At 70.6% G+C, this 19,467-nt stretch carries 14 protein-coding genes; 1 reads left to right on the top strand and 13 read right to left on the bottom strand.

The genetic code is table 11. From position 1 onward, the window contains the following. The first annotated feature begins 41 nt into the window (after nt 1-41). Complete coding sequence (locus tag KUF83_RS41425) at nt 42-2,333, top strand: ABC transporter permease (protein WP_217460285.1); 2,292 nt, start codon at nt 42-44, stop codon at nt 2,331-2,333. Nucleotides 2,334-2,375: 42 nt separating this feature from the next. On the opposite strand, the gene KUF83_RS41420 is transcribed toward KUF83_RS41425, so the two are convergent. The 13 genes from KUF83_RS41420 to uvrC all read right to left on the bottom strand — a co-directional run bounded on the left by KUF83_RS41420 (nt 2,376) and on the right by uvrC (nt 19,203). Continuing rightward, the gene (locus tag KUF83_RS41420; RefSeq protein ID WP_217460284.1) at nt 2,376-3,323 is read right to left on the bottom strand and encodes a DUF3824 domain-containing protein; all 948 of its coding nucleotides are present in this window, start codon (nt 3,321-3,323) and stop codon (nt 2,376-2,378) included. A gap of 103 nt (nt 3,324-3,426) precedes the next feature. Then, a complete protein-coding gene (gene pgi, locus KUF83_RS41415) occupies nt 3,427-5,082 on the bottom strand; it encodes a glucose-6-phosphate isomerase (RefSeq protein ID WP_217460283.1) in 1,656 nt (551 codons plus the stop codon). A 68-nt stretch (nt 5,083-5,150) separates the two neighbouring features. Continuing rightward, nucleotides 5,151-6,419 carry an MFS transporter gene (locus tag KUF83_RS41410; RefSeq protein WP_217460282.1) on the bottom strand — a complete coding sequence of 423 codons (1,269 nt, stop codon included), beginning with the start codon at nt 6,417-6,419 and terminating at the stop codon, nt 5,151-5,153. Between the two features lie 172 nt (nt 6,420-6,591). Then, nucleotides 6,592-6,927, bottom strand: coding sequence for an RNA polymerase-binding protein RbpA (locus KUF83_RS41405; protein WP_003957010.1), 336 nt, complete (start codon nt 6,925-6,927; stop codon nt 6,592-6,594). A 235-nt stretch (nt 6,928-7,162) separates the two neighbouring features. Further along, nucleotides 7,163-7,393: a preprotein translocase subunit SecG gene (gene secG / locus KUF83_RS41400; protein WP_217460281.1), complete on the bottom strand. Its 231-nt coding sequence runs from the start codon at nt 7,391-7,393 to the stop codon at nt 7,163-7,165. A gap of 145 nt (nt 7,394-7,538) precedes the next feature. Further along, nucleotides 7,539-8,315, bottom strand: a complete 777-nt coding sequence (tpiA, locus tag KUF83_RS41395; RefSeq protein WP_217460280.1) for a triose-phosphate isomerase — start codon at nt 8,313-8,315, stop codon at nt 7,539-7,541. Between the two features lie 6 nt (nt 8,316-8,321). Further along, nucleotides 8,322-9,533 (bottom strand): phosphoglycerate kinase, encoded by a 1,212-nt coding sequence (pgk, locus tag KUF83_RS41390; protein WP_217460279.1) that lies wholly within the window; start codon nt 9,531-9,533, stop codon nt 8,322-8,324. Between the two features lie 129 nt (nt 9,534-9,662). Next, nucleotides 9,663-10,673 carry a type I glyceraldehyde-3-phosphate dehydrogenase gene (gene gap, locus KUF83_RS41385; protein ID WP_217460278.1) on the bottom strand — a complete coding sequence of 337 codons (1,011 nt, stop codon included), beginning with the start codon at nt 10,671-10,673 and terminating at the stop codon, nt 9,663-9,665. Nucleotides 10,674-10,863: 190 nt separating this feature from the next. After that, entirely contained in the window at nt 10,864-13,815 is a 2,952-nt protein-coding gene (locus KUF83_RS41380; RefSeq protein WP_217460277.1) for a M14 family metallopeptidase, read from the bottom strand. A 198-nt stretch (nt 13,816-14,013) separates the two neighbouring features. Continuing rightward, nucleotides 14,014-15,003: a DNA-binding protein WhiA gene (gene whiA, locus KUF83_RS41375; protein ID WP_217460276.1), complete on the bottom strand. Its 990-nt coding sequence runs from the start codon at nt 15,001-15,003 to the stop codon at nt 14,014-14,016. Beyond that, nucleotides 14,994-16,061 carry a uridine diphosphate-N-acetylglucosamine-binding protein YvcK gene (yvcK, locus tag KUF83_RS41370; RefSeq protein ID WP_217460275.1) on the bottom strand — a complete coding sequence of 356 codons (1,068 nt, stop codon included), beginning with the start codon at nt 16,059-16,061 and terminating at the stop codon, nt 14,994-14,996. The genes whiA and yvcK overlap by 10 nt, the downstream gene beginning before the upstream one ends. Beyond that, the gene (rapZ, locus tag KUF83_RS41365; RefSeq protein ID WP_217460274.1) at nt 16,058-17,155 is read right to left on the bottom strand and encodes an RNase adapter RapZ; all 1,098 of its coding nucleotides are present in this window, start codon (nt 17,153-17,155) and stop codon (nt 16,058-16,060) included. Before rapZ ends, yvcK begins: the two co-directional genes overlap by 4 nt. Further along, nucleotides 17,152-19,203, bottom strand: coding sequence for an excinuclease ABC subunit UvrC (gene uvrC, locus KUF83_RS41360; protein WP_217460273.1), 2,052 nt, complete (start codon nt 19,201-19,203; stop codon nt 17,152-17,154). Before uvrC ends, rapZ begins: the two co-directional genes overlap by 4 nt. Nucleotides 19,204-19,467: the final 264 nt, after the last annotated feature.

Here is a 19,467-nt window from a genome sequence, read left to right as displayed (position 1 = left end):
CCGTCGGTTCCCCCTTCCACGAGCCGAGAGGCTGAGCGGGCGTGCGGGCCACCCTGCGCTGGGCGCACGCCGATCTGCGCTCGCATCGCGGCGAGGCGCTGTTCATCGTGCTCGCCACCGCCGGGATCGTCGCCTCGCTGCTTCTGGCCACGGCCCTCTTCGGCTACGCGACGAACCCCTGGCAGCGGGTCTTCACCCAGTCGCAGGGCGCGCACGTATGGATCCACACCGGCCCCTCGGCCGACGCCGGCAGACTCGCCGGACTGGACGGCGTGGAGTCCGTCGCGGGCCCGTACCCCACGGCCGCCGCGACCGTCGAGGCGCGCGGCACCCGGGCTTCCGTCGAGCTGCGGGGGACCACCGACCGGCCCTCGACCGGTCGTCCGCTGATCACCTCCGGCCGCTGGCTCGACTCGGCCACGCCCGACGGTGTGGTGCTGGAGAGCAGCCTCGCCCGGGCCCTGTGGGCCGAGCCCGGGGACACCCTCACCGTGCCCGGCACCGGGCGGACCCTGACCGTCCTGGGTGTCGCGGACGGCGCCGAGCCCCGCTACAGCCCGGGCGAGCGGTCGGGCCTCGTGTGGGCGCTCCCCTCCGCGGTGCAGCGCACCGACGGACGCGGCGGCCAGGTGGCCGGACTGCGGCTGGCCGACCCCGACGACACGGACTACGCCGTCCAGCGGGCCGTCACCCTTCTCGGCGCCAAGGCGGTCACCGACGTCTCCAGCTGGCAGCAGGCCCGGGCCGAGGCCCAGGGCGGCAACCGGCTGCTCGGCCAGATCCTCGGACTGTTCGGCCTGGGTGCCCTGCTCGCCGCCGCGCTCGCGGTGCACGGCGCGATCGGTACCCGCATCCGCGGCCATCTGCGGGACATCGCCGTCCTGAAGGCGATCGGATTCACCCCGGGCCAGGTGGTGCGGATCTTCCTCCTCCAGCACGTGGCGTTCGCACTCCTCGGGGCCGTGCTCGGCGCCGCCCTCACCCAGGCGCTGGGCAGCCGGGCGCCGGGGCGTCCGGGGGACGCGGTCGGGGTGTGGCAGGGCCTGCCGGGACACACGGCCGCGCTGTTCGCCGTACCCGTGATGGTGGTGCTGTTCATCGCCGCGACGACCGCTCTCGCGGCCTGGCGGGCCGGGCAGGTGCCTCCGGTGCCGGGGCTGCGGGCCGCGGCACCGCTCGGCGGCCGGCTCTCCGGCCCGGCGCGCTCGGCGCTCGGGCTGCGGCTGCCGTCGGCACTGGTCCTGGGCTGGCACAAGGCGTTCTCCCGCCGCTCGCGCTCGCCGGCCACGGTGGCCCGGCTGGCCCTGCCGCTGCTGCTCATCGTCGTGGCCATGAGCGCGTGGACGACCATCGACCGCTTCCAGAGCAGGCCCGACCAGATCGGTCTCGCGGCGGCGCTGACCGTACGGGCGGACGAGAACCTGAGCGATCCGGACGTACGCGCCCTGCTGGCCGGCAATCCGCAGGTCGCCGCCGTCCATCCGGGCGTCGAGGTGGCCGCCCTGGTCCCGGGCCAGACGGGCACGATCGCGCTGCGCGGGCTCGGCACCCGCCAGGACCCGTATCCGTTCTCGCTGGCCGAGGGCCGCCCCGCGCGCGGCCCCGACGAGGCGGTGGCCGGTCAGGGACTGCTCGACCTGCTGGACGTGCGCGTCGGTGACTGGGTACGGATGTCGGTGGGCGCCCGGCCGCAGGTCCTGCACATCGTGGGGCGGAGCATCGAGCCGGAGAACGGCGGCCGGGTCATCTCCACCTCGCTCGACACCCTCCGGGAGAACGACCCGGGGCTCCGGGCGACCCTGTACCAGCTCCAGCTGCGCCCCGGCGCCGACCCGCACCGGGTGGCCGCCGCGCTGACCGCCACCGCGCACGGAGACGTCAGCGCGTACCCCGCGCCGAACCCGGCCGACGGACTCTCGCCGCTGCGCGCCGTCGTCCTGGGGCTGATCGCGGTGCTCGCGCTGATCGGTCTGATCGAACTGCTGACCGCGATCGGCGGCACCGTGCGCGAGGGCGAACGGGATTTGCTGGCCCTGAAGGCGATCGGGCTGACCCCGCGGCAGATCACCGGGGTCACGGTGACGGCCACGGCGTGCACGGCACTGGCCGCGGTCGTCGTCGCAGCGGCGCTGGGGGTGCCCCTCGCGCACTGGCTGATCGACGCCCAGGGCAGGTCGAGCGGCATCGGCGCCGGGATCGCCCGGGGGCCCTCCCCCGTCCTGCTGCTGCTCCTCGGCGCGGCCGCCGTGTTCGGCGCCGCCGCGCTCGCCGTCCTGCCCGCGGCCCGGGCGGCCCGCCGCAGACTCGCGGACACGCTGAGCGCGGTGGCCTGAGCCGCCGGACCGGCCGGATCAGGACCGGTACGGCGGCTGCGGCTACTGGGGCGGTCCGTACGGGTTGCCCTGGACATACGGCGGGTACGGCACGCCGTTTCCCGGCGGATACGGCTGGCCCGGAGGTGCGTACGGCTGCCCCGGCGGCACGTACGGCTGACCGGGAGGCGCGTACGGCTGGCCCGGCGGCGGGTACATGTTCCCCTGGGGCGGCACGAAACCGTTGCTCGGTGCGTATGGCCGCGTCGGCGGGAGCGTCGCCGGATGGGCGGACAGCCGGATGCCGTGGTGGCGTCGGAGCCGGTGCGTCTCCAGGGCGGCGATGGCCGTGACCGTCAGCGGGGCGCCCAGGATGAAGACGACCCCCAGCTTGAAGCTGAGCCCGTGCAGATCACCGGTGACCAGGTCCGGCAGGGCCATCAGCCATGTCGTCACCGTGGCGAGCAGCGCCGGCAGGGCGCGGTGCACGGCGGCTGAGCCGAAGAAGTTCCCGGACAGCTGCACGGCCCCGTACATCAGGAAGCCGGTGATCCACATCGCCGGCAGGCCGAGCACCACCGTCCAGATGGCGCCGAGCTGGATCGACAGCTGCCACAGCAGCACCGTCCCGACGACCATGCCGATGAAGAGCAGCAGCAGCTTGAGCGAGTTGAACAGGGACCCCCGCAGCTCGCGGATCCTGCCGGTGCGCCGCCAGACGAAGAGCATCACGCCCACCGTCAGAGGGGTGATGAACAACAGGACGAGGGCCGCGACGACGATGTTCTCCAGGATCTCCCTGAAGTCGAACCTGCCCTCCACGAACGTGTACACGCCGAACGCCGCGACGCCCCCGGCGACGACGCGCACCCGCTTGAGGCGCTCCACCGACGGATCGACCGCCGGCGGGATCCACGCCGGGTGGAACACCGCCTGGGCCACGGCCTTGGGCTGCAGAACCGACGCCACCGACAGGTTGCGGCTGAGCCATCTTCCGCGCGAACCAGCCATGTTCAGCTCCCCCGAGCCCTCGACGCCATGATCGCCCGGAATTCTACGGGAGGCGGACACCTGACATGCCGTCCGCCTCCCGACCCACACGACTACTCCACGACTACTTCCGGCCCCGCAGTTCCCGGTACTTGGCCACGAGCGCGGTGGTGGACCCGTCGAGGCCAGGCACCTGAGCCCTCTCCGTCAGCGCGGGCTCGACGCGCTTGGCGAGGACCTTGCCGAGCTCGACGCCCCACTGGTCGAAGGAGTCGATGTTCCAGATCGCGCCCTGCACGAACACCTTGTGCTCGTAGAGGGCGACGAGCTGGCCGAGGACCGACGGGGTGAGCTCGCGCGCGAGGATCGTCGTCGTCGGGTGGTTGCCCCGGAACGTCTTGTGCGGCACCAGCTCCTCGGGCACGCCCTCCGCCCGCACCTCGTCCGGGGTCTTGCCGAACGCCAGCGCCTGCGTCTGGGCGAAGAAGTTGGCCATCAGCAGGTCGTGCTGCGCCTTCAGCCCGTCGCTGAGCTCCGCCACCGGCTCGGCGAAGCCGATGAAGTCCGCGGGGATCAGCTTCGTGCCCTGGTGGATGAGCTGGTAGTAGGCGTGCTGCCCGTTGGTGCCCGGCGTGCCCCACACGACGGGGCCCGTCTCCCACTCCACCGGATTCCCGTCGCGGTCCACGGACTTGCCGTTGGACTCCATGTCGAGCTGCTGGAGGTACGCGGTGAACTTCGACAGGTAGTGCGAGTACGGCAGCACCGCGTGCGCCTGCGCGTCGTGGAAGTTGCCGTACCAGACACCCAGCAGGCCGAGCAGCAGAGGCACGTTGGACTCGGCGGGCGCGGTCCTGAAGTGCTCGTCGACCAGATGGAAACCGTCGAGCATCTCCCGGAAGCGGTCCGGGCCGATCGCGATCATCAGGGACAGGCCGATCGCGGAGTCGTACGAGTAGCGGCCGCCGACCCAGTCCCAGAACTCGAACATGTTGGCCGTGTCGATGCCGAAGTCCGCGACCTTCCCGGCGTTCGTCGACAGTGCCACGAAGTGCTTGGCGACGGCTTCCTGACCGGCCTTCAGCTCGGTCAGCAGCCAGTCGCGCGCCGAGGTCGCGTTGGTGATCGTCTCGATGGTGGTGAAGGTCTTCGAGGCGATGACGAACAGCGTCTCGGCGGGATCCAGGTCCCGGACCGCCTCGTGCAGGTCGGCCCCGTCGACGTTCGACACGAAGCGGACCGTCAGGTCGCGGTCGGTGAAGGACCGCAGCACCTCGTAGGCCATCGCCGGGCCCAGGTCGGAGCCGCCGATGCCGATGTTCACCACGTTCTTGATGCGCTTGCCGGTGTGCCCGGTCCACTCGCCCGAGCGGACGCGCTCGGCGAAGCCGGCCATCTTGTCGAGGACCGCGTGCACCGCCGGTACGACGTTCTCGCCGTCGACCTCGACGACCGCGTCACGCGGGGTGCGCAGCGCGGTGTGCAGGACGGCCCGGTTCTCGGTCGTGTTGATCTTCTCGCCGCGGAACAGCGCGTCCCGCAGGCCGGCCACGTCCGTCGCCGCGGCCAGCTCGCGCAGCAGCCGCAGCGTCCGGTCGGTGACCAGGTGCTTGGAGTAGTCGACGTGCAGATCGCCGACCTGAAGCGTGTATGCGGCGCCGCGTCCCGGGTTCTCCTCGAACAGCTCGCGCAGGTGCGTCTCGGCGAGTTCCTCCCGGTGCCTGGCCAGAGCGGTCCACTCGGGCGTCTGGTTGAGCCTGGTACGGCTTTCTGCGTTCATCTCGGACTTCCGCCTCTTTCCTGCCTGTGCTGCGTACCTTGCCCCGCTGCCGGTCCCAACCTAATTGATCAGGGTGTGACGTGAGCTGTCGTCCCGTCGTCGTCCGGCTCAACAACAGATACGTCCGGCTGGAGCGCGGGTATCAGCGCGACGACGGACAGAACGAAGAAGGCGGCCGCGAGCAGTGCCGGGGTGTTCAGCCCCCAGGCGGTGGCCACGAGCCCGCCCAGCAGTGCGCCCAGCGGTGCTCCCGCGACGGCCAGGGTGCGGAAGGCCGAACTGACGCGGCCGAGCATGCCGGCGGGACTGCGCTGCTGCATCAGCGTCCGCGTGTTGACGTTCCACACCATCCCCATGAACCCGAAGACGGCGAGGCTCGCGACGAGCGCGGTTAGGTTGCGCACGGATCCCATCACGACGAGGGCGCCGATCTGTACCGCGCCGGCCAGCAGCACACCGCGGATCCGCCCGACGCGGTCCACGAGCCGCCGGTTCAGCACTCCCCCGGCCAGGCTGCCGACCGTGTACGCGGTCATCGCCGCCGCGTACCCCGGCTCTCCCGCGTCCAGCCAGCCGGTCACGAGCAGCACCATCGTGGCGATGAGAGCGCCCATGCCCACGTTGCACAGTGCGGTGGCCGCGCAGAGTCCGCGCAGCGCCCTGTCGCCCCACAGCGCGCGCAACCCCTCGGCGATCTCCCGGCGCAGGGTGCCGCCCGCGGGTCTCGGCGCCTGCCCGGGCGCGGCGATCCGGAGGGAGGCCACCAGCGCGGCCGCCATCAGGAAGGTCACCGCGTCGGCCGCGAAGGGGACGGCCGCTCCCGCGACGAGCAGCAGCGGTACGAGGGGCCCGGCCAGGAGGCCGCCCGCCATCTGTTGTCCGGTCATCAGCCGGGAATTGGCGCTGCCCAGCGTCTCCTTGCCCACCAGCGCGGGCAGCAGGGCCGTGGAGGCGTTGTCGAAGAGTGTCTGCAGGGTGGTCAGGGTGACGGCCAGCCCGATGAGCAGGGCGATGGAGGCGTGCCCGAACCAGACGGCCACCGCGAAGGCCCCCATCAGCAGACCTCGGGCCAGGTCCACGGCCCACATGGCACGCCGCTGGTCCACCCGGTCGGCGACGGCCCCGCCCAGCAGCCCGAAGACGATCCAGGGCAGATAGCCGCAGGCGGTGACGGACGCGACGAGCAACGGCTCGTCGGTGAGCGTGACGGCCAGCAGCGGCAGCGCGGCCGTGCGCAGTGCGTCGCCGAAGCTGGAGAGCACGGCGGCGCTCCACAGCCGTCCGAATCCCCCGCGCCACGCGGGCGCGCCGATGTCTTTCGTACCGACCGTCGTCACCGTGCTCCTCCCCCGGATTCCGTTGATCCAGAAACCGTAGAGGGCACCACTGACAATGGGCCGCGGAGCTGTGCGGCCAAGGGCGTAGGAGAAATACGTCCGGTCGGACAATGGGTTTGTCGAAAGACACCTCCGGCCGGGCACCTCTCGGTGTCCGGCCGGATCTCAATTCCTAGATTTCGCCCCGCAGTTTGGCGAGCGCCTCGGCGAGGATCGCCTCGCCGTCCGCGTCGCTGCGCCGTTCCCGTACGTACGCGAGGTGCGTCTTGTACGGCTCGGTGCGCGGCGGGTCCGGCGGGTTGTCCCGGTCCTGTCCGGCGGGAAAGCCGCAGCGCGGGCAGTCCCAGGTGTCGGGGACCTGCGCGTCGCTGGCGAAGCTGGGCTGCGTCTCGTGCCCGTTGGAGCACCAGAAGGAGATGCGCAGCCGGGGCGCGGACTCGCCACGCTCGGCCTCGCCCATCGGCCCCGCCCCGACCCGGCTTCCTCGGATCGCGTTGCCACTTGCCACGGTCGTAACTCCCTGCGTGATGGTGCCGCGAAACGAGTCGGCGTGACGCTTCGCTGCGAGCGCCTCAGTCTACGTAAGGCCCAACGCGCGTCCAGTGATTCGAGTTACACCCTGCACACAGACGCAAGCCCCATGATAGGCCGCGCCTGCGGGCGCGTACCGGACATGGGGCCTTACGTGCGGAATGTGCTTGCGTAATGTGCGTTTGTGCTGCTGTGCCGATGTCGGCCGTTGATCAGTTGTTGACCTTCATCAGAATGCCCAGCACCACAATGCACGCGAACCACATCAAACCGACCACCACGGTGATGCGGTCGAGGTTGCGCTCGGCGACCGAGGATCCACCGACGGACGACTGCATGCCGCCACCGAACATGTCGGAGAGGCCGCCGCCCTTTCCCTTGTGCATCAGCACCAGCAGCATCAGCAACAGGCTGAAGACGATCAGGGCGATCGAGAACCCCATAACCACGGCTGGACCAACTTCCTCGGACTTAGACGGACGACGGGGGCCGGTGCTTCAGGGTCGAAGCCTCCCGGCCCCCGCAAGGGTACGACGTAACACCGCTACCGCATACTCGCAGCCTGGCGGTTCACGTCCGGAGTACGACTTACTGGTCGCGGAACCGGACGATCTTGACGAACTCGTCGGTGTCCAGCGACGCGCCACCGACCAGGGCGCCGTCGATGTCGGGCTTCGCCATGATCTCGGCGACGTTCCCGGACTTCACCGAACCGCCGTACTGGATGCGGACGGCGTCGGCCACTTCCTGCGAGTACAGCTCGGCGAGCTTGCCGCGGATCGCCGCGCAGACCTCCTGGGCGTCGTCGGCGCCGCAGACCTTGCCGGTACCGATGGCCCAGACCGGCTCGTACGCGATCACGATCGACTCGGCCTGCTCGGCGGGGACGTCCTTGAGACCGCCCTCGACCTGGGTGAGCGTGTGCGCGACGTGGTTGCCCGCCTCGCGGACCTCCAGCTCCTCGCCCACGCACAGGATCGGGGTGAGGCCGTGCTTGTGGGCGGCCTTCACCTTGGCGTTGACGATCTCGTCGGTCTCGGCGTGGTACTGGCGTCGCTCGGAGTGGCCGATCGCCACGTACGTGCACTTGAGCTTGGCCAGCATCGAGCCGGAGATCTCGCCGGTGTAGGCACCGGAGTCGTGCGCCGAGAGGTCCTGGGCGCCGTACTTGATCTTGAGCTTGTCGCCGTCGACCAGGGTCTGTACCGAACGCAGGTCCGTGAAGGGCGGCAGGACCGCGACCTCACAGGCGTCGTAGTCCTTGTCGGCGAGGGCGAAGGCGAGCTTCTGGACGTGCGCGATGGCCTCGAGGTGGTTGAGGTTCATCTTCCAGTTGCCCGCCATCAGCGGCGTACGAGTGGTCATACGGGGTCAGTCCTCCAGTGCGGCGAGGCCGGGGAGCGTCTTGCCCTCGAGGTATTCGAGGGAGGCGCCACCGCCGGTCGAGATGTGGCCGAATGCCGTCTCGTCGAAGCCCAGGATGCGGACGGCCGCGGCGGAGTCGCCGCCGCCGACGACCGTGAAGGCCGGGGAGTCGAGAAGGGCCTGGGCGACCGCCTTGGTGCCCTCGGCGTAGTCGGGGTGCTCGAAGACGCCCATGGGGCCGTTCCAGAAGACGGTGGCGGCGTCGGCGAGCTTCGAGGCGTACAGCTTGCGGGTCTCAGGGCCGATGTCCAGGCCCAGCTGGTCGGCGGGGATGGCGTCCGCGGCGACGGTCTCGGGGTTGGACGGCGCCTTGGTCTTCAGGTCCGGGAACCCGGTGGAGGTCAGCACGTCGACGGGGAGGACCAGCTCGACGCCGTTCTTCTGCGCCCGCTCGATGTACTCCTGGACGACCGGGATCTGGTCCTCCTGGAGGAGGGAGGCGCCGACCTCGTACCCCTTGGCCTTGAGGAAGGTGAACACCATGCCGCCGCCGATGAGGAGGCGGTCCGCCTTGCCGAGCAGCTGGTCGATGACGGCGAGCTTGTCGGAGACCTTCGAGCCGCCGAGGGCGACGACGTAGGGCCGCTTGACGTCCTCGGTGAGCTTCTTCAGGACACCGACCTCGGTGGCGATGAGGAAACCGGCGGCGTGCGGCAGCCGCGCCGGGAGGTCGAAGACCGATGCGTGCTTGCGGTGCACGGCGCCGAAGCCGTCGCCCACGTACACGTCGGCCAGGGCGGCCAGCTGATCGGCGAACTCACCGCGCTCGGCGTCGTCCTTGGACGTCTCACCGGCGTTGAAACGCAGGTTCTCGACCACCGCGACCCGGCCGGGCTCCAGGCCGTTCACGGCTTCGTGGGCGGCGGGGCCGACGGTGTCCTGGGCGAACGCCACGGGCGCGTCGAGGAGCTCGGCGAGCCGTTCGGCGGCGGGCCGCAGCGAGAAGGCGGGGTCCGGGGCGCCCTTGGGGCGTCCCAGGTGGGAGGCGACGACCACCTTGGCGCCGGCCTCGGCGAGGGCCTTGACGGTCGGCAGGACGGCACGGATGCGGCCGTCGTCGGTGATCCGGCCTTCGGCGAGCGGCACGTTCAGGTCGGCGCGCACGAAGACCCGCTTGCCGTCGACCCCTTCGGCGAGAAGTTCGTCGATCGTCTTCATAAGTGGACTCCTAGGGTGGCTCTTGTGTCCGAGAGGGCTGATCGCTCAGCACGTGCCACAGGGCCCGGGGTGCGCGGCGGTGCGCTGCCCGGGCCCTGTGCTCACATCGAGGTGCCTTGCTTCTTGGACCTAGAGCTGGTCGCCGACGAAGACCGTGAGGTCGACGAGGCGGTTGGAGTAGCCCCACTCGTTGTCGTACCAGCCGAGGATCTTCACCGAGTTGCCCTCCTGGACCATGGTCAGGGAGGAGTCGAAGGTGCAGGAGGCCGGGTCGCCGACGATGTCCGAGGAGACGATCGGGTCCTCGGTGTAGGTAAGGAAGCCCTTGAGGTCGCCGTCGTCGGCGGCCTTCTTGAACGCGGCGTTGACCTCGTCCTTGGTGACCTCGCGCTGCAGCGTGACGACCAGGTCGGTGGCCGAGCCGGTCGGGACCGGGACGCGCATCGCGATGCCGTCGAGCTTGCCCTTGAGCTGCGGGAGGACCAGGGCGGTGGCCTTGGCCGCGCCCGTGGTGGTCGGGATGATGTTCTCGGCGGCGGCGCGGGCGCGGCGCAGGTCCGAGTGCGGGAAGTCCAGGATCCGCTGGTCGTTCGTGTACGCGTGGACCGTGGTCATCAGGCCCTTGACGATGCCGAAGTTCTCGTCGAGAACCTTGGCCATCGGCGCCACACAGTTGGTGGTGCACGAGGCGTTCGAGATGACGTGGTGGTTGGCCGCGTCGTACTTGTCCTGGTTGACGCCCATCACGATAGTGATGTCCTCGTCCTTGGCCGGAGCCGAGATGAGGACCTTCTTGGCGCCGCCGGTGATGTGCTTCTCGGCGTCGGCCTTCTTGGTGAAGATGCCGGTCGACTCGATCACGATGTCGACGCCGAGGTCGCCCCACGGGATGTCGGCGGGGTTGCGCTCGGACAGCACCTTGATGGTCCGGCCGTCGACGGTGATCGTGTCGGCGGTGTGGGACACCTCGGCCTTGAGGCGGCCCAGAATGGTGTCGTACTTGAGCAGATGTGCGGTGGTCGCGGTGTCACCCAGGTCGTTGACAGCCACGATCTCGATGTCAGCACCCTGCTCCAGCAGCGCGCGGAAGTAGTTACGACCGATGCGGCCAAAGCCGTTGATGCCTACGCGGATCGTCACGAAACCGATCTCCTCGTTGGTACGCCGGGTTCGACACCGGCGAGCTGTATGGGATGTCCCCGACCGCCTACGACCCTACCTCCCTGAGGCTCCCGTGGTGACATCGAGATACCCCATACACGGCAGGGCGGTCCGTACCCGCCAGTAGGGGTACGGACCGCCCGGGCTCGAAGCCCCGGTGTCGACCGTGTCAGCCGCGCAGGGCGGCCAGTGCCTTGCCCAGCAGGGCCGTGCGGTCGGCCGCCGCGGTGACGTGCTCCAGGCCGAAGCCGAACAGCACGGTGTCACGCGTGGTGACCGCTCCGTACGTCTTGAAGAGCTCGCCGGACAGGCCCCAGTCGTTGACGACCGCGGGGCTGCCCGCGGGCGGTCCGGGGACCTTCCAGGCGCCGAGCGACGTCTCGAAGCCCTCGGTCTCGCCGGCCGTGCCGCCGAGGACGACGGAGGCGTTGTCGGCGAGGACTCCGTGTCCGCCGGAACCCGGGTCGCTGATGTAGCTCAGCGACACCTCCACCGTCTTCCCGGCGTACGCGGACAGATCGAACTCGACCTGCTGCCAGCCGTCCGAGGCCCCGGTGAAGCTGTTCCAGGAGCCGCTCGTGCCGGTCGGGGTGCAGCCGCCCTCGCCCAGGGTCAGGTAGCGCTTGAGGGCGGGGTGCGCCTGGATGAAGTAGCCGGCCTCGCACTCGACGGGCACCGCGGTGCCGGTGGCGCCGCCCTTCTCCGGGAGCGTGGTCCAGTCGTCGGCCCCGGCCGTGTGCGCCTCCAGGGCCGCGTGGTCGTAGCCCTCCTCGGTGTCCCACAGGAGCCTGGTGCGCAGGGTGGGCGCGTCGGCCGCGCTCACCGAGGTGAGGTCGATGGTGCGGGTGAGACGGTTCCAGGCGTAGTCGGAGTGGGTGACGGCCGCCATGGACGTGCCCGCGTACGGGCCGTACGGGTTGACGGTGCCCGGGTACGCTCCGGCTCCCGCGCTCGCGAACTGCGGGAACGTGGAGACGGGCAGGGTGTCCGAGGTGACGCTGTAGGCGCCTGCCGCGTTCAGCGGGTTCCCGGGCGTGTCGCCGAGCGGACCCGCGGCCCCCCCGAGCTTCCCCGAACCGGTGAAGGCCGTGACGCCCGGAGTGGTCGTGCGGGAGTAGGCACCCAGGTAGTACTGGCTGAAGTCGTTGGTCAGGGCGCCCGGCAGTGCGACCTGGCCGCCCGCCTGCTCGCCCGCCTCGATCAGCTTGCCGCCCTCGTTGAGGTAGGCGCGCAGCTGCAGCTGGGTGGCGTATCCGGGGCGGTCGGCGCCCGTGTAGTGGACGACCGTCTTGAAGTGGCCGAGGACGCCGAGGGCGTCGGGCGTGCCCTGGGTGGTGACGTCCCAGACGAGGGCCTTGCGGCCGTTGGCCTTCAGGGCGTCGACGTACAGCTGTGCCTTCGTCGCCGCGACACCTTCCTCGGCGACCACCAGCGTGTCGGCGCGCGGCCGTTCGGCGATCGTGTACGTGAAGCGCTCGCTGGAGGTGGGCTTTCCGCTGCGGGTCTCGCCGGTGAACCAGATCTCGACCTTGTCGCCGGGCTCACCGTCCTGGACCGGGGCGCGGTACTCGTCGAAGTAGAGGTTGTCCTCGCCGCCGAAGGTCTCGCCGCCCTTCCAGGGCTTGAGCGCCTGGTCCCACGTACGCCCGTTGTTGACGCGGTACTTGAGTTCCTTGTCGCGTACGGACTTGCGGGCGACCACCGAGATCTCCTGGTCGGCGCCCCGGGAGTACGACGTCGCGAAGGGGGCCGGAGTGAAGTCGGGGGCGTCGACGCCGACCGAGGACTTCGGCTGGTCGGGCTTGGCCGCCGACTCGGCGACGGACAGCGCGAACGGGACGTTCTTCGCGAACTCCTGCTGGATCAGCTTCTCGTCGTCCGGGAAGGTGAAGACCGAGGCGCAGTCCGCGGCGTTCCAGGCGTCGTTCGGGTCCTGGTTCGAGACGGTCTGGCAGGTCGACATCTCGGGGGTGAACATCGCCGTGCCGTTGACGTTGGACGCGTGTCCGTCGGCCTCGCCGTTGGTCGTGTAGAGCTCGGAGGAGACCTGCGGGTGATAGCCGGGGACCGCCGGGTTCTCGGGCGTGCCCGCCAGGGACTTGTAGAGCACGTCGTCGGGGCTCGGGGTCGCCACCTGCCAGCCGACCCCGTAGAGGATCAGTTCGGCGGCGGAGTGGTAGTTGATGCCGTACTCGAAGCCGATGCGCTTCTGGAAGGCGTCGATCGCCTTGGTCTCGGGCTCGGAGCCGGGGCCGGCGCCGCGGTAGGTCTGACTGGTCGGGTACGGGGACGAGCCCTCGTCGTCGTAGCCCCACTTGTAGGCGAAGTTGCGGTTGAGGTCGACGCCGTCGCCGACCGTCCAGGCGCCGTCGCCGTTGACGTCACGCATGTTCTTGCGCCACTGGCGGTCACCGTCGGCGTCGAACGTGAAGTCGTAGCCGTCGGGGTTGGCGGAGAGGACGAACCACAGCTCGGTGGAGTTCACGAGCTTGGTGATCCGCTGGTCCTTGCCGTAGTTGTCCAGGTAGTGGTGCATCAGGCGCCGGGTCATCTCGGGCGTGATCCACTCACGGGCGTGCTGGTTGGACATGTACAGCGTGGAGGGCTTGGCGCCGTCCTTGGTCTTCTTGGCGTTCTTGGTGAGCTTGACGGCCAGGATGTCCTGCCCCTGGAGGGTCTTGCCGATGGAGACGACCTTCGTCAGGGACGGGTTCTGCTGCCCCGTTCTGAGGATCTCCTCCTTCAGGTTGCCCTTGCCGCTGTACGGCCGGTAGACGCCGTCCCCCGCGGCCGCCACGCGCGCGCGTGCCTTGGCCGAAAGTTTGTGCTCGGTGAGGTCGACGCCCTTGTCCTCCAGGCGGTCGGCCTCCTTGTCGGTGAGGTAGACCTCGACCGTGGCCGTGCCCTTGCGGGGTACTCGTTCACCCAGTTCGTGACTGTCCTGGCCCGCCGCGAGGAGCAGGGGTACCTGTTCCTTCGTGACGTCCGCGCGGAACACCTTGACCTCGTCCGCGCCCGGGTCGGCCGCGGCACCGGGTTCGGCCTGTGCCATGGGTGCGATGGCCACTCCGCCGAGCAGGAGTGCGCCGGCAGCGAGGATCGATCTCGCTCTTCGTCTCATGAGCCCCCCTTGCAGTAGTCCGCCACAGCGGCGAACAGATGCCAGGCTCATGACACTTCATGGTCAAGTCAAGAGCGCCTCAAGGACAGCGAAACGCCGGTGCGGTTACCTCAAATGGGCGCGCGCACCGGCGGGTTGGCGTTTTCGGGGCCTGCCGCAGCCACGCGAGGCGGGGAGCGGCGCGGTCCGGTCCTCGCATCAGCCCACGAGGTTGTCGGCCATCTCCTCGGTGAGCGTGGACTCCGTGCCCGGGATGCCCAGGTCCTGGGCCCGCTTGTCGGCCATGGCGAGCAGGCGGCGGATACGGCCCGCGACGGCGTCCTTGGTCAGCGGCGGGTCGGCGAGCGCGCCCAGCTCCTCCAGGGAGGCCTGCTTGTGATCCATGCGCAGCCGTCCGGCGGCCGCGAGGTGCTCCGGGACCTCGTCCGCGAGGATCTCCAGGGCACGCTGCACGCGGGCTCCGGCGGCGACCGCGGCACGGGCCGAGCGGCGCAGGTTGGCGTCGTCGAAGTTGGCGAGGCGGTTCGCGGTGGCGCGGACTTCGCGGCGCATCCGCCGCTCCTCCCAGGCCAGCACGGACTCGTGGGCGCCGAGGCGGGTGAGGAGCGCCCCGATGGCGTCCCCGTCGCGTACGACGACCCGGTCCACGCCGCGCACCTCGCGGGCCTTCGCGGCGATCGACAGGCGGCGGGCGGCGCCGACCAGCGCGAGCGCGGCCTCCGGGCCCGGGCAGGTCACCTCCAGCGAGGACGAGCGGCCGGGCTCCGTGAGCGAGCCGTGGGCCAGGAACGCCCCGCGCCAGGCCGCCTCGGCGTCGCAGGTGGCCCCCGAGACCACCTGCGGCGGCAGACCCCGGATCGGGCGTCCACGGCCGTCCACGAGGCCGGTCTGGCGGGCCAGCTGGTCACCGCCGGCGACGACCCGTACGACGTAACGGGAGCCGCGGCGCAGACCGCCGGGTGCCATCACGATCAGTTCGGAACTGTGGCCGAAGATCTCCAGGATGTCCCGCTTCAGCCGTCGTGCCGCCATCGCGGTGTCCAGCTCCGCCTCGATCACGATGCGGCCGCTCACCAGGTGAAGGCCGCCCGCGAACCGCAGAATGGAGGAGACCTCCGCCTTTCTGCAGCAGGTCCGGGTGACGGGAAGCCGGGAGATCTCGTCCTTCACCGCTGCCGTCATCGCCATGGGCCGATCCTTCCATGCATCCGAAAAATACGGTCGTACGCGGCGGCCAACAGCTCCGGATCGTGCCTCGGAGTGCCGTCGGTCCTGGCCACCGGCGCCAGCTCGACCGCCGCGCCGAACCGCTCGGCGGCTTCGGCGAGTGACTCGCGGTCGGGCACGGCGGCCTCGTCGGCCAACACCACGTCCAGGGCGAGTTTAGGGGCGTGTCGTCCCAAAACCTCCAAATGACGCTGCGGTGAGAAGCCTTCTGTTTCTCCGGGTTGCGGAGCGAGGTTCAGCGGGAGGACCCGGCGCGCCTTCGTCTCGGTGAGGGCGTCGAGCAGCTCGGGCACGAGCAGGTGCGGGATCACCGAGGAGAACCAGGAGCCGGGGCCGAGGACCACCCAGTCCGCGTCGAGGACCGCGGCGACGGCCTCGGGCACGGCCGGCGGGTCGTGCGGCACCAGGTGCACGGACTGCACCTCGCCGGGGGTGAGCGCCACGGTGGCCTGGCCCCGGACGGTGTCGACGTCCTCGGGCCGCTCCGGGTCGTGTCCCCTGACCAGCGCCTGCAGCTCCAGCGGTACGGCGGACATGGGCAGCACCCTGCCGTGCGCGCCCAGGAGCCTGCCGACCAGGTCGAGCGCCTGCACGTGGTCGCCGAGCTGCTCCCACAGGGCGACGATCAGCAGATTGCCGACCGCGTGCTCGTGCAGCTCGCCCTGGGACTGGAAGCGGTGCTGGATGACGCGGGCCCAGGTCTGGCCCCAGTCGTCGTCACCGCACAGCGCGGCCAGGGCCTTGCGCAGGTCACCGGGCGGGAGCACGCCCAGCTCGTCGCGCAGGCGGCCGCTGGAGCCGCCGTCGTCGGCGACCGTGACGACCGCGGTGAGGTCGCCGGTGATGCGGCGCAGGGCGGCGAGTGAGGCGGACAGCCCCATGCCCCCGCCGAGCGCGACGACCTTGGGCTGGGCGCCGCGGCGGCGCGGCTTGGCACCGCGGGCCTCGGCGGGCTTGCCGCCGCGGCCCTCGGCGCCGACCCGCCGCAGCCGGCTCAGCCGCAGAGAACGTCCATTCATTCGCGGCCCATGTCCCGGTGGACGACGACCGTCTCCACTCCCTCGGCCACCAGGCGGGCGGCGAGCTTCTCCGACGTGGCGACGGAGCGGTGCTTGCCGCCGGTGCAGCCGACCGCGATGGTCACATAGCGCTTGCCCTCACGACGGTAGCCGGTCTGGATCAGGCGCAGCAGCTCGGCGTACCGGTCGAGGAACTCCTTGGCGCCGGGCTGGTTGAAGACGTACGCGGCCACCTCCTCGTTGAGGCCGGTGTACTGGCGCAGCTCCGGGACCCAGTGCGGGTTGGGCAGGAACCGCATGTCCACGACGAGGTCGGCGTCGACCGGGAGGCCGTACTTGAAGCCGAAGGACATGACGGTGGCCCGCAGCTCGGGCTCCTCCTCGCCCGCGAACTGGGCGTCCATCTTGGCGCGCAGCTCGTGCACGTTCAGGCTGGAGGTGTCGATCACCAGGTCGGCGTCGCCGCGCAGCTCGCGCAGCAGCTCTCGCTCGGCGGCGATGCCGTCGACGATGCGGCCGTCGCCCTGGAGGGGATGCGGCCGGCGCACCGACTCGAAGCGGCGCACCAGGGCCTCGTCGGAGGACTCCAGGAAAACGATCCGCCGGGTGACGTGCTTGGTCGCCAGGTCCGCGAGGGACTCCCGGAGGTTGTCGAAGAAGCGGCGGCCGCGGACGTCGACGACGACCGCGATCCTCGCCACGTTCCCCTGCGAGCGGGCGCCGAGCTCCACCATGGTGGGGATCAGCGCCGGCGGCAGGTTGTCGACGACGAACCAGCCGAGGTCCTCCAGACACTTGGCGGCGGTCGACCGGCCCGCGCCCGACATCCCGGAGATGATCACCAGCTCCGGGATGGCCGCCTCGGGGACGCCGGGCGTCTCGATGATGGTGCCCGTGTTCACTTCCGCTCCGTCTTCCTTCGCCGCTTCGCCGGCCGCGTCGTCCGCCGCCGGCTCCTGCGGGTGATCCTCGTGTGCCTGCTTGTGCGATGCCTCGGTGTCAGCTGTGTGCGGTGCCCCGGCTGCGGCCGTGCGCGGCTCCTCGGTCTCCGCCGTACGTCCTGCCGAGGGTTCTTCCTGCTGGTGCTCGGTCATCTCTCCTGCCCCCGTCGTTCGTCCGGGGCGCCCGCGGACACGGGCTCCCCTGCGGCACCCGCCGTCGTTTCGGGCGCCTCTTCCACGTGGTCCTCGTCTTCCATGATCTCTCCGGTCGCGGTGTTCACGGCGGGGGCCGCCGGGGCCGCCCGGGCGAAGGCCACGGCGACGGCCTCGGCCGTCTTGCGGCCTATGCCGGGAACCTCGCAGATCTGGTCGATTGTCGCGGATCGCAGGTTTTTCACCGAACCGAAATGCTTGATCAGCGCCTGCTTGCGCGTCTCGCCGAGTCCCGGCACGTCGTCGAGCGGGCTCGCCCTGAAACGCCGGGCCCGCTTGGCGCGCTGATAGGTGATCGCGAAGCGGTGCGCCTCGTCGCGCACACGCTGAAGAAGATAGAGCCCTTCGCTGGTACGTGGCAGCACCACCGGGTCGTCCTCGCCGGGCAGCCACACCTCTTCCAGGCGCTTGGCGAGGCCGCAGACGGCGATGTCGTCGATACCCAGCTCGTCCAGGGCCCTCTGGGCGGCCGCGACCTGCGGCTTGCCGCCGTCGACGACGACCAGCTGCGGCGGGTAGGCGAAGCGCTTGGGCCGCCCGTCCTCCTCGGTGGGACCGGACTCGCCGTCGGCCCACTCGCCGGTCTTCTCCTTCTCGCCGAGATAGCGCCTGAAACGGCGGGTGATCACCTCGTGCATGGACCGGACGTCGTCCTGGCCCTCGAAGCCCTTGATCTGGAAGCGCCGGTACTCACTCTTGCGCTGCAGCCCGTCCTCGAAGACGACCATCGACGCCACGACGTCGTCGCCCTGGAGGTGCGAGATGTCGTAGCACTCGACGCGCAGGGGCGCGCTGTCCAGGCCGAGTGCCTCGGCGATCTCCTCCAGGGCCCGGGAGCGGGTCGTCAGGTCGGAGGCGCGCTTCGTCTTGTGCAGACCGAGCGCCTGGAGCGCGTTGCGCTGGACCGTCTCCATGAGGGCCTTCTTGTCACCGCGCTGCGGGATCCGCAGTGACACGTTCGACCCGCGGCGCTCGGTGAGCCACTCCTGGACGGGCTCCACGGGGTCGGGCAGCGCCGGGACGAGCACCTCCTTGGGTACGGAGTCGCCGGTCTCCTCCCCGTACAGCTGCTGGAGCGCGTGCTCGACCAGGTCGCCGGTGGTGACCGCCTCGACCTTGTCGGTGACCCAGCCGCGCTGGCCCCGCACCCGGCCGCCGCGGACGTGGAAGATCTGCACGGCGGCTTCCAGCTCGTCCTCGGCGAGCGCGATCAGGTCGGCGTCCGTCGCGTCGGCGAGCACGACGGCGCTCTTCTCCATGGCCTTCTTGAGCGCCCCGATGTCGTCGCGCAGGCGGGCGGCGCGCTCGTACTCCATGTCCTCGGCGGCGTCCGCCATCCGCCGCTCCAGGCGGCGGATGTACGTGCCCGTGCGGCCGGCCATGAAGTCGCAGAACTCCTCGGAGAGTTCGCGGTGCTCCTCGGCCGAGACGCGTCCGACGCAGGGGGCGGAGCACTTTCCGATGTAGCCGAGCAGACAGGGGCGGCCCGTCCGCTCGGCGTTCCGGAACACGCCCGCGGAACAGGTCCGCACCGGGAAGGCGCGCAGCAGGAGGTCCACGGTGTCGCGGATCGCCCACGCGTGCCCGTACGGGCCGAAGTAGCGCACGCCCTTCTTCTTGTGACCGCGCATCACCTGCACCCGCGGGAACTGCTCGTTCAGGGTGACCGCGAGGTACGGATAGCTCTTGTCGTCGCGGTACTTGACGTTGAACCGGGGGTCGAACTCCTTGATCCAGGAGTACTCCAGCTGGAGCGCCTCGACCTCCGTGGACACCACCGTCCACTCGACCGACGCCGCGGTGGTGACCATCGTGCGCGTACGCGGGTGGAGGCCGGAGAGGTCCTGGAAGTAGCTCGCCAGGCGCTGGCGCAGGCTCTTCGCCTTCCCGACGTAGATCACCCGGCGGTGCTCGTCGCGGAATTTGTAGACCCCCGGCGAGTCGGGGATCTGTCCCGGCTTGGGGCGGTAGCTGGAGGGGTCGGCCATGTCTCACACCCTACTGGCGGGGTGTGACAGCGCGACGGCCTGTCGGCACCCGGCCGGGACCCGGTCCGGCCAGGCACGACCGCGACTCCAGCAGGGTCAGGACGGCCGGCACCCGGCGGTGGCCGTCGGCGGCCTCGGGGAGGCCGAGTTTCCCGAGGACGCTCCGCACGTGCTTGTCGCGGTGCCCTCGTCCCGGTGCGACTCGGGGTCGCCGAGGACGCCTGGCTCACTCACCGACGTCGCCCGCCTGCCCGCCGCCTCGTG

Origin of the sequence: Streptomyces sp. BV286, assembly GCF_019090165.1 — a bacterium.
GTDB lineage: Bacteria > Actinomycetota > Actinomycetes > Streptomycetales > Streptomycetaceae > Streptomyces.
This window is presented reverse-complemented; position numbering and strand designations above follow the sequence as displayed.

Bases quoted from the DNA above. Each gene is read 5' to 3' on its own strand.
- KUF83_RS41420 (WP_217460284.1), bottom strand. From the start codon at position 3,323: ATGGCTGGTTCGCGCGGAAGATGGCTCAGCCGCAACCTGTCGGTGGCG.
- pgi (WP_217460283.1), bottom strand. From the start codon at position 5,082: ATGAACGCAGAAAGCCGTACCAGGCTCAACCAGACGCCCGAGTGGACC.
- secG (WP_217460281.1), bottom strand. From the start codon at position 7,393: ATGGGGTTCTCGATCGCCCTGATCGTCTTCAGCCTGTTGCTGATGCTG.
- tpiA (WP_217460280.1), bottom strand. From the start codon at position 8,315: ATGACCACTCGTACGCCGCTGATGGCGGGCAACTGGAAGATGAACCTC.
- pgk (WP_217460279.1), bottom strand. From the start codon at position 9,533: ATGAAGACGATCGACGAACTTCTCGCCGAAGGGGTCGACGGCAAGCGG.
- KUF83_RS41380 (WP_217460277.1), bottom strand. From the start codon at position 13,815: ATGAGACGAAGAGCGAGATCGATCCTCGCTGCCGGCGCACTCCTGCTC.
- whiA (WP_217460276.1), bottom strand. From the start codon at position 15,003: ATGGCGATGACGGCAGCGGTGAAGGACGAGATCTCCCGGCTTCCCGTC.
- yvcK (WP_217460275.1), bottom strand. From the start codon at position 16,061: ATGAATGGACGTTCTCTGCGGCTGAGCCGGCTGCGGCGGGTCGGCGCC.
- rapZ (WP_217460274.1), bottom strand. From the start codon at position 17,155: ATGACCGAGCACCAGCAGGAAGAACCCTCGGCAGGACGTACGGCGGAG.
- uvrC (WP_217460273.1), bottom strand. From the start codon at position 19,203: ATGGCCGACCCCTCCAGCTACCGCCCCAAGCCGGGACAGATCCCCGAC.